A 16,435-nucleotide genomic window follows, 5' to 3' on the forward strand; every position below is an offset into this window, starting at 1 on the left:
GACCTGCCGCGGCACTAGGCCGGCTCTCCGCTCTTCACATTCATCCGCTTCCTGCAGGACACCTGAGTCCTGCCAGGCTGCCGCCCCTTCGGCTTACGCCCTGGTGCGGTACTTTCCGTTCCGCCCCCCCTCTGCCATGTGGTATACCGTCAACCAGTTTAGCATATTTGCCCATGGGAGGTAAAACAAACAGACCGCTTTCGGGTTATGCCGAAAGCGGTCTGCCAAAGCTTACCGGTAGGGTTTGCGGGGCGTCCGCTTGCGCTGCTCGCTGTCGGAGGTATAGATGCTGAGCAGCGTGCCCTCCGCCCGCTCCGCCGACAGCAGGGCCATCGCTTCGGCCGGGCTGCCGTGTCCCAGCAGCTGATCCGGCTGGGCGGCGAGTATTTCCTTCGTGGAACGGTACATGGCGGTTACGGCTCCTTTGGGAGAGAATCCGGGAGGTCGCCTCCCTCATCTTCCCATTGTTCCCCGGAAACCGCCTATCCAATCCGGGTCAGGCCGGATTACTCTCCAGGATCAGGGTCACCGGCCCGTCGTTGACGAGCGACACGTCCATCATCGCGCCGAACCGGCCCGTCTCCACGGTCAGCCCCAGCTCGCGCAGCATGCCGTTGAACCGCTCGTACAGAGGCTCCGCGTGCTCCGGTCTCGCCGCTCCCATGAAGTTCGGACGTCTGCCTTTGCGGCAGTCTCCGTAGAGCGTGAACTGGGAAACCGAGAGAATCTGTCCTCCGGTTTCCAGCACCGAATGGTTCATTTTGCCATCCCCGTCTTCAAAGATGCGCAGTCCCGCGATCTTGTCCGCGAGATATTTCGCATCCGCTTCGGTATCTTCGTGCGCGATGCCGACGAGCAGAACCAGCCCGTGTTCAATCCGGCCCACCGTCTCGCCGTCTACCGTCACTTGCGCGGCTTTGCTGCGCTGCAGTACCACCTTCATCGTTATAAGCCCCGCTTCTGCTTCATATTCCGCATCTTCTTACGCCTGCATGATGCGCTGCACCGAATACACGTCCTTCACCCGCTTGATCTTCTCCACCACGGAGTGCAGATGATCGATATTGCGGATGAGAATCGTCATATGAATCGTCACCATCTTGTTCTTGTCGGAGCGCCCCGACACGGCCGAGATGATCGTCTTGCATTCCGAGACAACCTGCAGCACTTCGTTCAGAAGCCCCCGCCGGTCATGTCCCGTGATCTCGATCTCGACGTTGTAATTCGCCTCCACATCGTCCACCCATTCCACCTCGATGACGCGGTTCCCTTCATCGCTGCATTCGGGTGAAGGGATATTCGTACAGTCGAGCCGGTGGACGGAAACGCCGCGCCCCCGGGTAATGTAGCCGATAATGGCATCCCCAGGCACTGGATTGCAGCACCTCGCAAAGCGAATAAGCAGGTTGTCCACTCCCTTGACCCGCACGCCGCCGGTCGGACGTCCCCTGCGCTCCTTATCCGGAGCCTTCATCTCCTTGACTTCGGAGGTCAGCTGCATGGCCTGGGCCTGCGCTTCCTCCGCTTCCTTACGGAGCCTCTCTGTCAGCCGCGTGACGATCTGTGCCGCGGTAATGCCTCCGAATCCGACCGCCGACAGCATATCTTCGACTTCCTGGAAGTTGAACTTGCGGGCAACCTCCATCAGTTCGTCTTCCTTCATCAGAGGAGGCACATCGTAGCCGAGCCGCTTCAGTTCGCGCTCGATCATCTCCTTGCCCTTGACGACGTTCTCCTCGCGGCGTTCCTTCTTGAACCACTGGCGGATCTTCGTGCGGGCATGCGAGGACTGGGCGATTTTCACCCAATCCTGGCTCGGTCCATAAGAATGCTTGGAGGTGAGGATCTCGACGATATCCCCGGTCTTCAACCGGTGGTCGAGCGGCACGATCCGCCCGTTCACCTTGGCTCCGATCGTCCGGTTGCCGACCTCCGTATGAATCCGGTAAGCAAAGTCGAGCGGCACGGAACCGACCGGCAGCTCAATGACTTCCCCTTTAGGCGTAAAGACGAATACCAGGTCGGAGAAAAAGTCCATCTTCAGCGATTCCACGAACTCCTGGGCATCCTCGGCTTCGTTCTGCAGCTCGATGATCTCGCGGATGAAATGCATCTTATCCTCGTAGCTGCCCGTCGGCACATTCGTGCCTTCCTTGTACGCCCAGTGCGCCGCCACCCCGTACTCGCTCGTCCGGTGCATCTCGAAGGTACGGATCTGCACTTCCAGCGGCTCGCCCTTCGGGCCGATGACCGTCGTATGCAGAGACTGGTACATGTTCGGCTTCGGCATTGCGATATAATCCTTGAAGCGTCCGGGCATCGGCTTCCACAGCGTGTGAATGATCCCCAGGGTCGCGTAACAGTCCTTGATATTGTCGACGATGATCCGCAGGGCGAGCAGATCGTAGATCTCGTTGAACTGCTTGCTGCGCACGGTCATCTTCTTATAGATACTGTAGATATGCTTCGGCCGGCCGGAGATATCCCCGTCGATGCCCATCTCATGAAGCTTTTCCTTCACGTTCGTGATGACATCATTGATATACTGCTCCCGTTCCGTCCGCTTCTTCTGCATGAGATTCACGATGCGGTAATACTGCTGCGGGTTCAGGTAGCGGAGCGCGATATCCTCCATCTCCCACTTAATGGCGGAGATTCCGAGCCGGTGGGCGATCGGACAGAAGATCTCAAGCGTTTCGTCGGCAATGCGGCGCTGCGCCTCTTCCGACTGGTGCTTCAGGGTGCGCATGTTATGCAGCCGGTCTGCGAGCTTGATGAGAATGACGCGGATATCCTGGGCCATGGCCACGAACATTTTGCGGTAATTCTCATTCTGGTGCTCTTCCTTGCTCTTGAACTTGATCTTCTCGAGCTTCGTGAGTCCGTCCACGATCATCGCACAGGTCGCGCCGAACTTCTCATGCACGGTCTCGAGGGATACCGTCGTATCCTCCACCACGTCATGGAGCAGCGCAGCAATGATCGACGTGGTGTCCATCTGCATGTTCACGAGAATCTCCGCCACGGCAAGCGGATGCAATATGTAAGGCTCCCCGGACTTGCGGACCTGCCCGAAGTGGGCCTGGTCGGCAAATTCGTAGGCTTCCCGGATTCGTTTGAGATCTTGTTCCTTCACATAACTGGATGCCTTCTCAAGAAGCTGCTCTATCCCCATCCGTTCATCCATTCCCTTAAATCGATTTTAATCCATTATGCCCCCGATGAGGGCCCGGCGTCAAGAATATGCGGGAAGAACCGACATATTGCGCGGTCCCTTCTCCTGAGCCGCAGCCCCTTACGGGAAAAGTCAGCGCTTCCTGAACCCGGAAATCGCTCTGCTCCTTCTCACGAACCGCCGCGGCCTCAGGCTCAGAGCTCCTTGATCCCTTCGGCGATCAGCTTCCGGCGTTCTTCGATGTACCGGCGGATAAACTCCGGCTCGCCGTCGAAGGTGGAGAAACTCCACTTCCGCTGCGTATCGCGCTGGACATAGGGACGGATCTGCGCATGCATCTCCCTCGCGACGGGAAGAACCCGGTTCACCGTGAACGTCGTTCGTAGAAGCCGCTGCAGCAGCAGCTTATACTGCCTCCGTACACTCGCGAACTGCAGCAGCCGCTCCGTCAGGAGGTTATACCCCCGGATCCTCACCAGGTCGCTGCCGCAATCCCGCCCGTAGCAGTTGCGCCCCCATGTCCCTTCGTAATCCCAAGGGATGATCCGGTATCTGCCGGTGCGCGTATGCCGGTACAGCGCGTAGTTCTGATCGAAGCCGTCGTAATTGCCGGTGAGCACCGCACCGGCCAGCCACCGGAGATAGTTATCGATGTCCAGCCTTAGCGCCAGATAACGCTGCAGCTCCTTTGAGCCGGCCATCCCCCCGGCGTTCAGGCGTCGGATGAAGAGCACGAGGCGCCGGCGTTCGGCCGGCAGCCCCATCATCTGCTGGTATCCCGAGAACAAGGAGGACTTGCGGCGGGAGGAATCCGTGGCTTTCAGACTGAAGTTGGCATCGTCGTTCACAGCATAGAACAGCGACTGCACCCCAATCCCCCGCTTGCGGAAAAAGGGCCTCTCCACCCCTTCGAGCTCCAGATATACTCCGAGGCTTTGCCCGTTGAGCATGAGATGCACATGCCGGGTCTTCGGGCTCGGCACCCCGATCCACTCGAAGATTTGGAAGGAGAGCGCATTGCGGATCAGCGAAGGATCATCGTATTCCGCATTATAATGATAAGTCCTGCCTCCGCAGACGACCTCATAAGAACGTTTGGGGTAACCCCTCGTATGCCCGCCCCGGTAGCGGACCTTGGCGCTGGAGCGTCCCCGGCCGGCCGCAAGCCGGCAGCGAACGAATCTGTCACTCCACACATCCTTCTCCAGCTGCTTCAGCTCGTTCTCTTCAATCAACAGATGCCTCACCGGCAGTTCAGCAGCCATCGCTCTTCCGCCCTCCCGTCCGATTAGCGGAAAGCACGGTATCCGGCCTCCGCTACAAGCAAAAAGCCTATCCTTATCGGATAGGCTTTTTGTGCTACATTACCTTATGCCGGGAGGGCGGCCGGGGCGACGGCAGTTGTCCTGCGGGGACATCCGCCCCGAAGGGACCAAACTGCTTAACAGCCGGTCCGGTTCCCGCGGCTGCCTTTCGTACGGTTGCCTTTCGTACGGTTGCCTTTCGTACGGTTGCCGCCCGTGCGGTTCCCCGCAGTTCGGTTCCCCTTCGTGCGGTTCCCTGCGGTCCGGTTCCCCTGCGTACGGTTACCTTCAGTCCGGTTCCCCTGTGTGCGGTTCCCTTCAGTCCGGTTCCCCTTCGTGCGGTTCCCTTCAGTCCGGTTCCCCTGTGTGCGGTTCCCCTGTGTGCGGTTCCCTTGACTCTTCTTGCCCTTGCTCTTGTGATTTTCATTGCAAGCGCAAGTTCCCTGTACTTTTGCCTCTTTCAGCCCCTGCTCATGAGTCGTCATCTCTCAAACTACCTCCCTTTTAATAGAGATAATTCAAGGTATGTAGATGATCCTCAAGTGGTAAGGGACAACCGTCAGCCCCGTCAAAATACCGCTGACGCCCGCGCCTCCTCTCTACTGAACGATTGTCCCCCCTAGCCATGATAGAAGTGGAAATTGGAAGAAACCTAGATTCCAGACCATACGGAATCCCTGCGTTATACATATACATATCTTACAAATCAACCCCATCGACAAATGAAGGGAGGTGGTCGGTGCCCGGCGGCGGTAGGGTTCACCGGTTCAACCTGGATACCCGTTGCTTCAGTTAAGTTCCGTACGGCTTCAGGAAATTAGCAATCTGCAATTCAATTTAATTACACGAGAGGGGAATGTTCAAATGGCTTACAACAACCCGCTTAGCACCCTGGTCGGATCCGAAATCCGGATCAACCGTGGAGGTCCCGACGCGATTACCGGCAGGCTGCTTGCCGTTAGACACGGGTATCTCGTAGTGAAAACAAAGGACGGGCTGGTTTATGTGAATGCAGCCCACATCAAGAGCATCAGCGATGCTCCCCGCGGAAACAGCAGCGGTAACCGCAGTGGTAACCGCAGTGGTAATCGAAGTGGAATGACACCTGCCTATGTGTCGGCCGGCTCCTTCCCCGCTGTACTCCAGCAGCTCCGCCATCAATTCGTGCAGATCAACCGCGGCGGTCCGGAGAAAATCGAAGGCATCATCTCGGACGTCAACCAGGATGTTCTGTTCCTGATCGTAGGCAAAGAGATCGTCCGGATTCCTCTCTTTCATATCAAAAGCGTAACCCTTGGCTCGCGGAGCGGCAGCCGCAGCGGCCAGAACAAGGGCCAAAACCAAGGTCAAAACCAAGGTCAGAACCAAGGCCAAAACCAAGGTCAGAACCAAGCCCAAGGCGGCCAAAGAAACGCGAGCAGCGGTGGAAACCGCAGCGGACAACGCAGCGCCAGCAGCGGCGGCAGCCGCAGCGGACAAAAGAAAGCCAGCGCCTCGACACGCAGCAGCAAATCCGTCAAAACGCCGGTATACAGCCTGAAACGTTCCACACGCCGCTAACCTGATGTCCCCGTCTCCTGAGGGGACGCCCCATACCATAAAGCTGTACCGTTTACGCCCCATGGAGATGCGCTGTATTCCCGACATCCATGGGGCTTTTTTTCTCTTTTTCAGCTGAGCCCGGAGGAGGTGTACCTTTTGTCAGCGATGCTCTCCTATCTGAACCGCCCTGTCGAGTTGTTCGTATCCGGCAAAAAAGAACCGGTCCGCGGAATCCTGATCGATATGGGCAGTGATATCCTTGTCGTCCACGACGGCAGACGCTTTCATTATGTTCCCGCCCTGCACCTGCAGGAATTCACCTTGGCGGCCATAACGGCGGGAGAGGAATCATCCCTTGCCGATATTACTTGGGAAAGCACGCCGGATCTGTCTTACCGCAAAGTTCTGATGAATGCCAAGGGCATCTTCAGCGAGATTTATATTACCGGCCAGCAGTCGATTCATGGCTACATCACTTCGCTCATGACCGACTTCTTCGCCTTTCAATCTCCGGTCTATCACACCGTCCTCGTATCCATGCGCCATCTCAAGACGCTCATCCCTTACGGACCCAACGTCACGCCTTACTCCATGAACCCGGCCGCCTTCCCCGTCTCCCCTAACACCATGCCGCTCGCACGGACAATGGACCAACAGCTTAAGAAGCTGGAAGGCGAATTCGTCGTTCTGAATCTAGGTGAACGGCAGAGCCATATCGGGCTGCTGAAGTCCGCGGATACCCCCATTGTCGAGCTGATCACCTCGGGCGGCGCGTCGGTCTTCATGCATATGGATCATGTAAAGACGGTGCACAAGCCGTAAACCAGCTCCATTTGAAAATCCGAAAGATGCCATATACAAAAACAGGGCGGCCCCATGGCCGCCCTGTAGTGTATTGCGAGCAAAAATTAATACTGCACAAGCGAGATGACGTCGATCCCATCCAGTTTCTCCCGGCCGTTCAGCTCCAGAAGCTCGATGAGGAATGCCGCACCGACCACTTCGCCTCCAAGCTGCTTCACCAGGTTCATCGACGTCGCGATGGTTCCGCCCGTTGCGAGCAGATCGTCGGCGATCAGCACTTTCTGGCCGGGCTTGATGGCATCGTCATGCATGGCCAGCTTGTCCTTGCCATACTCCAGCGCATAATCCGCTTCGATGGTGTTGCCCGGCAACTTGCCGCTTTTGCGGATCGGCACGAAGCCGATGCCGAGGGCGACTGCCAGCGGGGCGCCGATCACAAACCCTCTCGCTTCGGGACCCGCGATCAGATCGATCTGCTGTCCTTCCAGGCGCGAAGCCAGCTCTCGGATGACTTCACGGTATACTTTACCGTCTGCAAGCAGGGTCGTAATGTCTTTGAATGAGATGCCCGGCTGCGGGAAGTCTTCGATCACGCGGATATATTCTTTGAAATTCATAGGATTCCCTCCATCAATGTGGTTGTGTTATGAGCCTCGGACACCAAGGTGCCCAGGAGCTCTCTTGCTGTAGTGTAAAGCAGACGTTCTTCTACTTCCTTATGGTTCATCCGGCTGCGGTAGAGCAGGGATGCCGTCAGATCTTTCTTCTCCACGGCGGGCAGGAGACGGAATGTATCCCCCGACGACTCGACGAACGCAAGCTCCGTGAAGACATCCAGGATAAACCGGACCACGGCGGGCTCGAGCCGTGTCCGAGCCCCGATGCTCTGCGCTGAGCTCCCGCCCCCTCCTGCTCCGGCCAGCACGCCATAGACCGTCTTAAACTGTGTGCGGTCCGGCAGCAGGGCGGCATGCTTGTCCTCTGCGCCGCCCCAAGCCGCATAATACCGCTCGGCGGCGGCAGCCTGGACGGCAACCGCATGGAGCTGCTCGAGCCGCTCCGGCAGATGATAGAGCACGATATCCCGCGCCTCGTGGAGCGGTAGGCTTGCGCACAGGCCCCCGGCCGGATGCAGGTGCCCCTGGAGATCGCAGTGCCAGAGGGCACAGCCTTGAGCAGCGGCTTGAAGCTCCGGCGGGATCCAGGAGCGGAACACCACCACCGCCGCAGGAAGGTGGTCATGTCCCTGCGGCCGGCGCTGCAGCCGTTCGCACAGCTCGGCCACCCTGCGGTCCGGCTTCGGCGTCCCCCGCCAGTCGAAGAGCTGGAGGTCCGTCACCTGCAGATCCTGCAGCAGAATCTGCGGCCGGCGTACGCCGTTCCACTCGTTGACGGACAGCTCTCCGAGCAGGTCGATCCGGGCGGTCGGCGTAATCCAGTCGCTGAGCGCCCCTTTGTTGAAGGCGACAGCCTCCAGAGCGGCTGCCGCCTCCCCCGCCCCCTTCAAGGAGAGCTTAAGATGCTGCTGCTCCTTGCCCATCGTCCGCAGGTCGCTGAGCTTCAGACCGCGGAAGACAAACCGCGGTGACGGGTTACCCGTCCCGAACGGCCCCAGCTTCTCGAGATCAAGGATGCTCTCGAGGCTGATCTCCCCGAAGTCGCACTCGGCGTCCGCCTGCAGCAGCGGAACAAAGTCCTGCGGCTGCAGCCACTCCTCCGCCAGGGTATCCAGCCTTCGTGCGAATTCGCCCAGTTGCTCCCGGTCCAGAGTCATGCCGGCAGCCATCTGGTGCCCGCCGTAATGATCCATGAGATCGGCGCAGTGGGTCAGCGCCTTATGCATGTCGAAGCCGGCAATGGACCGGGCCGAGCCCTTGGCCATTCCGCTCTCCTTGTCGATGCCCAGAATGACTGTGGGACGGTAAAACCGGTCGACGATTTTGGAGGCGACTATGCCGATTACCCCCACATTCCAATTCTCGTGCGCGAGCACGATCGCTTTGGGGAGCGCGCCGGCCTTCTCCCGCTGCCGTTCGACAAGGGCGAACGCCTCCTTGGCCATCTCGTCCACGATGCGCTGCCGCTCCTTGTTAAGGAGGTCGAGCTCCTGGGCCAGCCGTTCGGCTTCCCGGTCATCCCCCGTCGTCAGCAGCTTCACCGCCGTATCGGCGCTGAGCAGCCTTCCGCTGGCATTGATCCGCGGACCGAGCGCAAAGCCGATATGCGTCGAGCTCACCTCGCGCACCGGGATGCCGGCTACGGCCAGCAGCGCCTTAATGCCGCAGCTCGCGGTCGAGCGCATCTGTTCGATGCCCCGCTTGACGATGATCCGGTTCTCTTCCGTAAGCGGCATGAGGTCGGCAACCGTGCCGATGGCCGCATAGGGCAGCAGCTCCTCCGGCCAGCGGCCGAGCAGCGCCTGGGCCAGCTTCAAGGCGACGCCTACCCCGGCCAGGTGCTTATAAGGGTACGGGCAGCCCGGCTTCTTCGGGTTGATCAGCGCGTAGGCATCCGGAAGCACCTCCGGCGGCTCGTGATGATCCGTGACGATCACATCGATGCCAAGAGCGGCCGCATGAGCGATCTCTTCCACCGCGCTGATCCCCGTGTCCACCGTGATGATGAGCCCCACGCCCTGCTTGTGGGCCTCATCCATCGCCCCTATATTCAGTCCATACCCCTCGGTCACCCGGTGAGGAATGTAATAATCGAACGTACTCTCCAGCTGTCGGAGCAGATACACCATCAGTGTCGTGGAACTCACCCCGTCAGCGTCGTAATCCCCGTAGATCCGGATACGCTCTCCGGCCTCCAGGGCCTGACGAATCCGACCGACCGCACGTTCCATCCCGTCCAAAAGGAACGGATCATGAATGTGATCCGCTCCCCCCTCCAAAAATTCGGCAGCATGCCCGGTGTCTGTCATTCCCCGAACCACCAGAAGACGCGAAAGCAGCGGTGAGAGACCGAGCTGCTGCGAGAGGGTCTTCACCGCCGATTCATCCGCTTCTCCGATGTTCCATCTTGCCTTGGCTTGTAGCATGCCTGCCTTTCCTCCTCTCCCGGCACGCCTCTGCGGCTGCCGGGCCATACTGATCCTGCCGGCAGCGGGCCGGCCTTAATGAAGAAGTGTGGACACATCATCGTGATCCCGGCTTGCGCCCTTGTACGGATAGCCCGCGTCATACGGGCTCACCTGTGTCAACACTTCCGTAATATGGCTGAACCGCTTCATCAGCGTTTGTTTGACAATTCTTGCAATTTCGTGGCCTTCCTGGATCGTAATGCGCGGATTCACGCTGATCCGGACATCCACGATCACATAATGGCCTTGTTCCCTCGCCTGCAGATCGTCGACCGCAATGACACCCTTCACCCGCTGGACCGTTTCGATCAAATCAGCCGCATTTTCTCTGTCGAGCACCTTGTCCCAACCGCGGACGACCAATTCCAGCACCGTAACGTAACCCGTCCGGAGGATAAGCAGCGCAATCACGAACCCTGCAGCCGGATCCATATAATACAGCCATTTATTTCCCAGGTAATTCCCCAGGATGGCTCCGCCCATCCCGATCAGAGCCGCCAAGGCGGCATAGAGACCGGAGCGGTGAACGCGTGCCCCTTCATCCTGTGCCTCTGACCCGGAAGCCGCTCCCGGGCGCTGTCTGAATTGATACAATGCTTCGCCGGCGATGACAGTTACAACAAGAACGATAAGTGCATAACGCTCCGGCGCTTCCACGGGACCTAGAAGAATCGACTTCAGGGAGGAGATCGCCGTCTCGATTCCCATTACAAGCAGAAGAACAGAGAGCACGATGGATGAAACCGCCCGGGTCCTGCCGCTGTCCGGATCCCCCGAGACCCGCAGACCGATCAGTGAGGCCAGCGAACCAAGCGAGCCGGCGGCCGAATGGAGCCCGTCCGCAATCAATGCTTTACTGCCTGCCGCCATACCGGCTGCAGCCTTCAACAACGCGAGTGCGAGTCCGCCGGTAAGCGCCATCCGCGCCGCCGCCTCGGCCTGCTTGTCACGTTCATCCGTCATGGGGCCCCTCCTCCGTTAGATTCAGGATTTCATAAGCATGGCGCCGGCAGCTGCCGAGCCTCCGGTTCATGGATAAAGGCCGCCGAAACTGCCGTTTCGCGCGGCCGATGCTGTACGTTGCAGCCGGGCAGAACCATCCCGAGAATCAACCGTTCTGCGCTGCAGCCTTGGGTTTGGAATTGAGCGATTTGGTCTTGAGAATGAGCCAGAGCGGGCTCGCAATAATGATCGAAGAATACATCCCCGCCACGAGCCCCATGATCATGGCCAGCGAGAAGAGACGAATCGCTTCGCTGCCCATGACGCAAAGGAGAACCGCTGCGATCAAGACGGTAAGCACGGTATTGATCGAACGCGTCAGCGTCTGCCATATGCTCTGGTTCACGACACGGGCGAGATCTTCATAGGTCTTTGCTTTGGCGAACCGCAAATTCTCGCGGATCCGGTCAAATATAACGATGGTATCATTGATCGAATAACCGACAATCGTCAGGATCGCCGCAACGAACGGAAGGTTCACTTCCAGGCGGAGGATCGAGAACAGACTGATGACGATGAAGGCGTCATGCAGCAGGGCGACAACCGCTGCCACAGCAAACCGCCATTCGAAACGAATCGACACGTAGACGATGATCCCGAGACTGGCAACAAGTACCGCATAGATGGCCTTCACAGCCATTTCGTTAGCGAGTTCCGTATCGACGGTATTCTCTTCTTTGGACACGCCTTCACCGAAGGCGGCCTTGAAGCCCGCTTCCACCTTGCCTACTTCCTCGGCATTCAGGACGTGGTCGAAGCGCATCGTCACCCGGTCGCCGGCATCGCCGCCGATGATCGGATTGCCGGCCGGCTCGAAGCCGGCTGCCTTCGTAATTTCCAATGCCTGTTCCTGGGTTATGGCCTTGCCCCCTGTGGATATATCCAGCGTTGTCCCCGCTTTGAAATCCACGCCCCGGTTCAGTCCGAACACCGCCAAGGTCAGAATCCCCAGCAGCGTAATAATGATGGAGAACGCGTAGAACTTCCGGCGGTGCTTCATGAAGTCGAACTTGCTGTCATCATAGCGCATGAATCTCGGACTCCTTTACTCCAAAATACTCCGGCTTCTTAACCAAGTTGCTTCGAACCAGGAGGTGCAGCAGCCATCTGGAGAAAAAGACGTTCGTCAGAATGCTGACGATAATCGTAAGAATCAGCGTCAGCGCAAAGCCCTGAATAGCTCCCGTTCCAAGGAAATACAGGACCGCTGCAGCGATAACCGTTGTCAGCTGCGCATCTACGATCGTCCGGAACGAGTTCTTCGAACCGGCCTTCAGCGCGGAGAACAGGCTCTTGCCGCTGCGCAGCTCGTCCTTGATCCGCTCATACGTGATGATGTTGGAGTCCACCGCCATCCCCACGCCAAGCACGAAGGCTGCAATGCCCGGCAGGGTCAGGGTTGCTTTCATTAAGTACATCACGCCCAGCATCGCCCAGATGAAGGTCACGATGGAGATCGAAGCCACGAGACCCGGCACACGATAAATAATCAGCATGAACAAAATAATGAGGATCGATGCGATCGCGCTCGCTTTCACCGTCTGATGAAGAGACTGAAGACCGAGGGAAGCGCCTACGGACTGCGTATACTTCTCGGTGAGCTTGAGCGGCAGCGCGCCCAGGTTGATCGTGTCTGCGATCTGCTTCGCCTCTTCATATGTATAGTTACCCGAGATCGTCGCCTTGCCGTCGGTCAGTACGTTTTGTACGATCGGCGCGGAAAGCTCCGTCTCGTCCAGATAAATCGCAAGCGGCTTGCCAAGAAGCTTCTCCGTCACCTTGCGGAATTTCTCGGCGTCTTTCACTTCAATGTTGATCTGAGGGCGGTTGGACTGGTCATAGCCGATTTGGGCGGCGCCCACCGCGAAATCGCTTCCCACCATCTCTTTGGTGCCGTCGGGTCCGCGGAATGTGAGCTCCGCCGGCTTCTTGAGCACTTCCCGCACCTGGGCTTCGTTGGCTACCCCGGCGACCCGTACGCGGATCCGGTCCTGGCCTTCGGTCGTGACTTCCGGTTCGGCCACCTTCTGCGCATTGGCACGCTGCTCAATGCTTCTTGCCGTCTCCAGCAGTGACTCTTTGGTCACCTGCTGCCCCGCCTCAAGCGGCTCGGCCACATACAGAATCTCAAAGCCGCCCCGCAGGTCGAGTCCGAGTTTGATGCCGCCGAGCAGGGCAGGGCTTGTCAGCCCGATCGACGCGAATACGATCAGGACGATGCCAAGAAAGGCGGCCAATCTTTTGATGTCCATGAAAAATCTCCTTCCACACTCAATATTCCCATTATACTCACCTGCCAAAAACGAGTCAATTTGGAATCCCCTAGGCAGAGGAGCTTACCAATAGTATAGCTTAACCGCAAAAAAAGAAGCCCATTCAACGGAAATGGGCACCTTTGAATGCGCTCATCGTCAGCCAGTTCATAAAATTCGTCACCCGCAGCGACAAAATATCATTCACAATCCGGTGCAGCGGCGGCACGCCGCTCTTGCGGTACTTGTCGCTGACACAGTCCCAGATATCCTCCGGCGTTACATGCTCGTAACCGAGCATATGAAACTCCTCGGCTTTGCTGCGGCACATCTCCTCGATCACAAGGCTGAGCTCATCGTCGTCCATCGTCTCGGGCTCCGCTTCCCCCGCATACGCTTCGGCCCGCTCGATCAGCGGAATCGAAGGATCCTCCTCATAAGAGGGCACTTCCGCCTCAGTCTCCGGCTCCGGCGCTGCCTCAGGCCCATGAAGCGGCTCTCCCGGTTCCTCTTGCGCAGCGGCATCTTCCACATCTTCGCGGATCAGCGAAGCCGCCGATTCGGCAGCCGCATAATATCTCTCCATATAAGGTACATCTTCGGCGTTCCCTTCCGCTTCCCTCCGGGGCGCCGCGTCCTCCTGTTCTTCCGTATCCCCTGCTGCAGCGGCCCCTTCAGCCTGATGGTCCGGCGGCTGCACTCCATCCTGCAGGTTCTCGTCCGGCTCCGTACTGCTGCTGCGGTCCTGCTTCCATATGTCTTTATCCATCAGGTATCCCCTCCCCGTACGCAGCTCGATGGTTATCCTATTCGCTGCCCCGGGCCTGATTTCCTGCACAACCGGAAGGCGGCCCTATCAAAATTCTAGCATGCGGCCGGACAGGTTCCGCATATTCATTATACAGGATCAACGGCTTGGCCGTCCGCCCGGACCGGCCTAAGGAATCTATCCGGCACCACATGCCCTTGGAGGGAGAAAAGAGGTTATTCCCTTGACCAAACAATCGTTCATCAAAGGAACGCTCATCCTGCTGGCAGCCGGTATCATTAACCGTATACTCGGCTTCATCCCCCGCATGACCCTTCCCCGGGTCATCGGCTCCGAGGGGATCGGACTGTACCAGATGGGTTGGCCGTTCCTCGTGGTGATCCTGACGATCGTCACCGGCGGCATCCCCGTAGCGGTGGCCAAACTGATTGCCGAAGCGGAAGCGGAAGGCAGCGAAGCGCGCATCCGGAGCATTTTCCGGGTGTCCCTCGCCCTCTCCACCGCGCTTGGCCTGCTCTTCGGCATCGCTATCTTCTATTTCGCTCCCTGGATCACGAACCACGTCTTCACAGACTCCCGCGTATACTACACGTTCCTGTGCATGACGCCCATCGTACCGATCGTGGCCGTCTCCTCCGTCTTCCGCGGGTATTTCCAGGGCCGGCACAACATGATTCCGACCGCTCTCTCCCAGGTCATCGAAACGATGATCCGGATCGTTACCGTGCTGCTCTTCGCCTACTGGATGATCCCCTACGGTATCGAATACGCAGCTGCAGGCGCGATGGTCGGTGTGACCATCGGGGAAATCGGCGCAATGCTCGTTCTCGCCTCCATCTACCTTCGCGGCCGCAGACGGGAACTGCAGGACCGCCGCAGCCGTTCCGGCGGACGGAAGTCCCTGAACCGCCTGGCCTCTCTCAAGAATCTGCTGGGCCTGGCTCTTCCGATTACAGGCAGCAAGCTTGTGGGATCGGGGTCCTATCTGCTCGAATCGATTTTCACCGTGCATGCCCTTGCGGTCGCCGGGATTGCCACCGGTGCGGCCACCGCGCAGTACGGGGCGCTGCAGGGGATGGTCATTCCCGTGCTGCTCCTGCCCAGCGCCCTGACCTTCTCCCTGGCCGTCTCTCTGGTCCCGTCCTTATCCGAGGCGGCCGCCCGGGGGGATATGAAGACGATCCATATGCGCCTTCACCAATCCCTGAAGCTCGCCCTGGTCACCGGCGCACCGTTCGCGGTATTGATGTACGTGCTCGCGGAGCCGATCTGCCTTTATATGTACAACCAGCCGGGGGTGGGTGCCATGCTGCGCATGATGGCTCCGGCGGCCTTGTTCATTTACTTCCAGGCGCCGCTGCAGTCCGCTCTACAGGCACTCGAAAGACCCGGAAGCGCACTGATCAATACACTCATCGGGTCTACGGTCAAGCTGTCTCTGATTGTCTTCCTCGCCTCCCGGCCGGAATTCGGTATCCTGGGAGCGGTCATGGCTATTACCGTGAATATCATGCTGGTTACGCTGCTTCATTGGAACAGCATCGTGCGTCTGCTGCAGTTCCGGATGAATCCCGCCGATTTCCTGAAGGTGGGCGTCAGTATGGCGGCGGCCGGCCTATCGAGCTATTCAGTCATGTACTCCGAATGGCTGCCGGACGGATTCGGCAAGTTCGCCTCCGCCTGTTTTACCGGCTTTGTCATCTATCTGCTCGCCGCCACGCTGCTTCGTCTCATCGAACGGGACGATCTCTTCCGGATCTTCTGGCTCGGCAAGAAGTTGGTGAAATAAACGGGGTTCGCCAAAGCGTCATCCTATCTTTTCTTATCGATAAACCAGCGCCCCCGGTGATCCAGCGAGCAGAAGAACACTTCCTTGAAGTCCTTGACCCCCCGGCTCTGCAGTTCGCTCTTGAGCCAGAAGCGCGTTTTGTCCAGCTTCTTCAGACTATCATCCTGGACCTTCCCATCCATAATCAGGGGCAGCGGCAGCCCTTCATAGCGGAACGACGGCGGCGGGCACGGCGGCTCTTCCTCCTTGTCCGCCTTCTGCTGCACCGTCAGCTTACCCGAGGGCTCCAGCACGGCAAACTCCACATCCGCCACATTCAGCACCTTGTTCTCCCTCAGCTGCAGGAGCAGATCGTCGAGGTTGTAGCGCTGCCTGCGCATCTCCTCCCGGTTCAGCTGCCCATGCTCGATCAGGGGCGAAGGCCGGCCTTCGAACAACCGCCGCAGCTTCTGGCTCTTCAGCGAGACGAAGGCTATGAACACCTGCACGAACACCAGGGTCAGCATCGGAAGAATGCCTTGGATGAGCGGCTTGTCCAGATCCTCCAGTACGAATACGGCGATTTCGGCAATCATGATCGAAATCACGAGATCAAACAGCGACAGCTTGCCAATCTCCCGCTTCCCCATGAGGCGCATCGTCAAGAATACGACCACGTAGACCAGCAGGGTACGGAAAAAAAGGACCAACAACGTCTCCATAGCTCAACCTCC

15 protein-coding genes are annotated in these 16,435 nt (G+C 58.5%); 3 read left to right on the forward strand and 12 right to left on the reverse strand.

Going from position 1 to position 16,435, the window contains the following annotated elements:
• Positions 1–231 precede the first annotated feature (231 nt).
• From ACP26L_RS28685 to ACP26L_RS28705, 5 genes are all read right to left on the reverse strand, one after another.
• Entirely contained in the window at positions 232–408 is a 177-nt protein-coding gene (locus ACP26L_RS28685) for a hypothetical protein (protein WP_426448604.1), read from the reverse strand.
• Between the two features lie 88 nt (positions 409–496).
• Positions 497–943: a D-aminoacyl-tRNA deacylase gene (dtd, locus tag ACP26L_RS28690; protein WP_426448606.1), complete on the reverse strand. Its 447-nt coding sequence runs from the start codon at positions 941–943 to the stop codon at positions 497–499.
• A gap of 39 nt (positions 944–982) precedes the next feature.
• Positions 983–3,175, reverse strand: a complete 2,193-nt coding sequence (locus ACP26L_RS28695) for a RelA/SpoT family protein (RefSeq protein WP_426455127.1) — start codon at positions 3,173–3,175, stop codon at positions 983–985.
• A 194-nt stretch (positions 3,176–3,369) separates the two neighbouring features.
• Positions 3,370–4,440 carry a CotH kinase family protein gene (locus tag ACP26L_RS28700; RefSeq protein WP_426448608.1) on the reverse strand — a complete coding sequence of 357 codons (1,071 nt, stop codon included), beginning with the start codon at positions 4,438–4,440 and terminating at the stop codon, positions 3,370–3,372.
• A 176-nt stretch (positions 4,441–4,616) separates the two neighbouring features.
• Positions 4,617–4,964, reverse strand: a complete 348-nt coding sequence (locus ACP26L_RS28705; protein ID WP_426448609.1) for a c2 calcium-dependent domain-containing protein 4C-like protein — start codon at positions 4,962–4,964, stop codon at positions 4,617–4,619.
• Positions 4,965–5,343: 379 nt separating this feature from the next.
• Here ACP26L_RS28705 and ACP26L_RS28710 point away from each other — a divergent pair, with 379 nt between their 5' ends.
• Together ACP26L_RS28710 and ACP26L_RS28715 are read left to right on the forward strand one after the other, a co-directional pair.
• Positions 5,344–6,039 (forward strand): DUF6897 domain-containing protein, encoded by a 696-nt coding sequence (locus tag ACP26L_RS28710; protein ID WP_426448611.1) that lies wholly within the window; start codon positions 5,344–5,346, stop codon positions 6,037–6,039.
• A 147-nt stretch (positions 6,040–6,186) separates the two neighbouring features.
• The gene (locus ACP26L_RS28715; RefSeq protein ID WP_426455129.1) at positions 6,187–6,843 is read left to right on the forward strand and encodes a DUF2642 domain-containing protein; all 657 of its coding nucleotides are present in this window, start codon (positions 6,187–6,189) and stop codon (positions 6,841–6,843) included.
• A gap of 86 nt (positions 6,844–6,929) precedes the next feature.
• On the opposite strand, the gene ACP26L_RS28720 is transcribed toward ACP26L_RS28715, so the two are convergent.
• The 6 genes from ACP26L_RS28720 to ACP26L_RS28745 all read right to left on the reverse strand — a co-directional run bounded on the left by ACP26L_RS28720 (position 6,930) and on the right by ACP26L_RS28745 (position 13,933).
• Positions 6,930–7,442 (reverse strand): adenine phosphoribosyltransferase, encoded by a 513-nt coding sequence (locus ACP26L_RS28720; RefSeq protein ID WP_426448613.1) that lies wholly within the window; start codon positions 7,440–7,442, stop codon positions 6,930–6,932.
• Positions 7,439–9,868, reverse strand: a complete 2,430-nt coding sequence (gene recJ / locus ACP26L_RS28725; RefSeq protein WP_426448615.1) for a single-stranded-DNA-specific exonuclease RecJ — start codon at positions 9,866–9,868, stop codon at positions 7,439–7,441. Before recJ ends, ACP26L_RS28720 begins: the two co-directional genes overlap by 4 nt.
• A gap of 75 nt (positions 9,869–9,943) precedes the next feature.
• Complete coding sequence (locus ACP26L_RS28730) at positions 9,944–10,873, reverse strand: cation diffusion facilitator family transporter (protein WP_426448617.1); 930 nt, start codon at positions 10,871–10,873, stop codon at positions 9,944–9,946.
• Positions 10,874–11,018: 145 nt separating this feature from the next.
• On the reverse strand, positions 11,019–11,942 hold the full coding sequence (gene secF, locus ACP26L_RS28735) for a protein translocase subunit SecF (RefSeq protein WP_426448618.1): 924 nt from the start codon (positions 11,940–11,942) through the stop codon (positions 11,019–11,021).
• Positions 11,932–13,164 (reverse strand): protein translocase subunit SecD, encoded by a 1,233-nt coding sequence (gene secD, locus ACP26L_RS28740; RefSeq protein WP_426448620.1) that lies wholly within the window; start codon positions 13,162–13,164, stop codon positions 11,932–11,934. The genes secF and secD overlap by 11 nt, the downstream gene beginning before the upstream one ends.
• A 124-nt stretch (positions 13,165–13,288) precedes the next feature.
• A complete protein-coding gene (locus tag ACP26L_RS28745; RefSeq protein ID WP_426448622.1) occupies positions 13,289–13,933 on the reverse strand; it encodes a post-transcriptional regulator in 645 nt (214 codons plus the stop codon).
• A gap of 223 nt (positions 13,934–14,156) precedes the next feature.
• Here ACP26L_RS28745 and spoVB point away from each other — a divergent pair, with 223 nt between their 5' ends.
• Positions 14,157–15,722 carry a stage V sporulation protein B gene (spoVB, locus tag ACP26L_RS28750; RefSeq protein WP_426448624.1) on the forward strand — a complete coding sequence of 522 codons (1,566 nt, stop codon included), beginning with the start codon at positions 14,157–14,159 and terminating at the stop codon, positions 15,720–15,722.
• Between the two features lie 23 nt (positions 15,723–15,745).
• Here spoVB and ACP26L_RS28755 read toward each other — a convergent pair whose 3' ends face one another.
• Complete coding sequence (locus ACP26L_RS28755; RefSeq protein WP_426448626.1) at positions 15,746–16,423, reverse strand: DUF421 domain-containing protein; 678 nt, start codon at positions 16,421–16,423, stop codon at positions 15,746–15,748.
• Between the last annotated feature and the right edge of the window lie 12 nt (positions 16,424–16,435).

It is taken from the genome of Paenibacillus sp. S-38 (genome assembly GCF_049942825.1).
In the GTDB taxonomy this organism is placed as follows: Bacteria; Bacillota; Bacilli; order Paenibacillales; family NBRC-103111; genus Paenibacillus_G.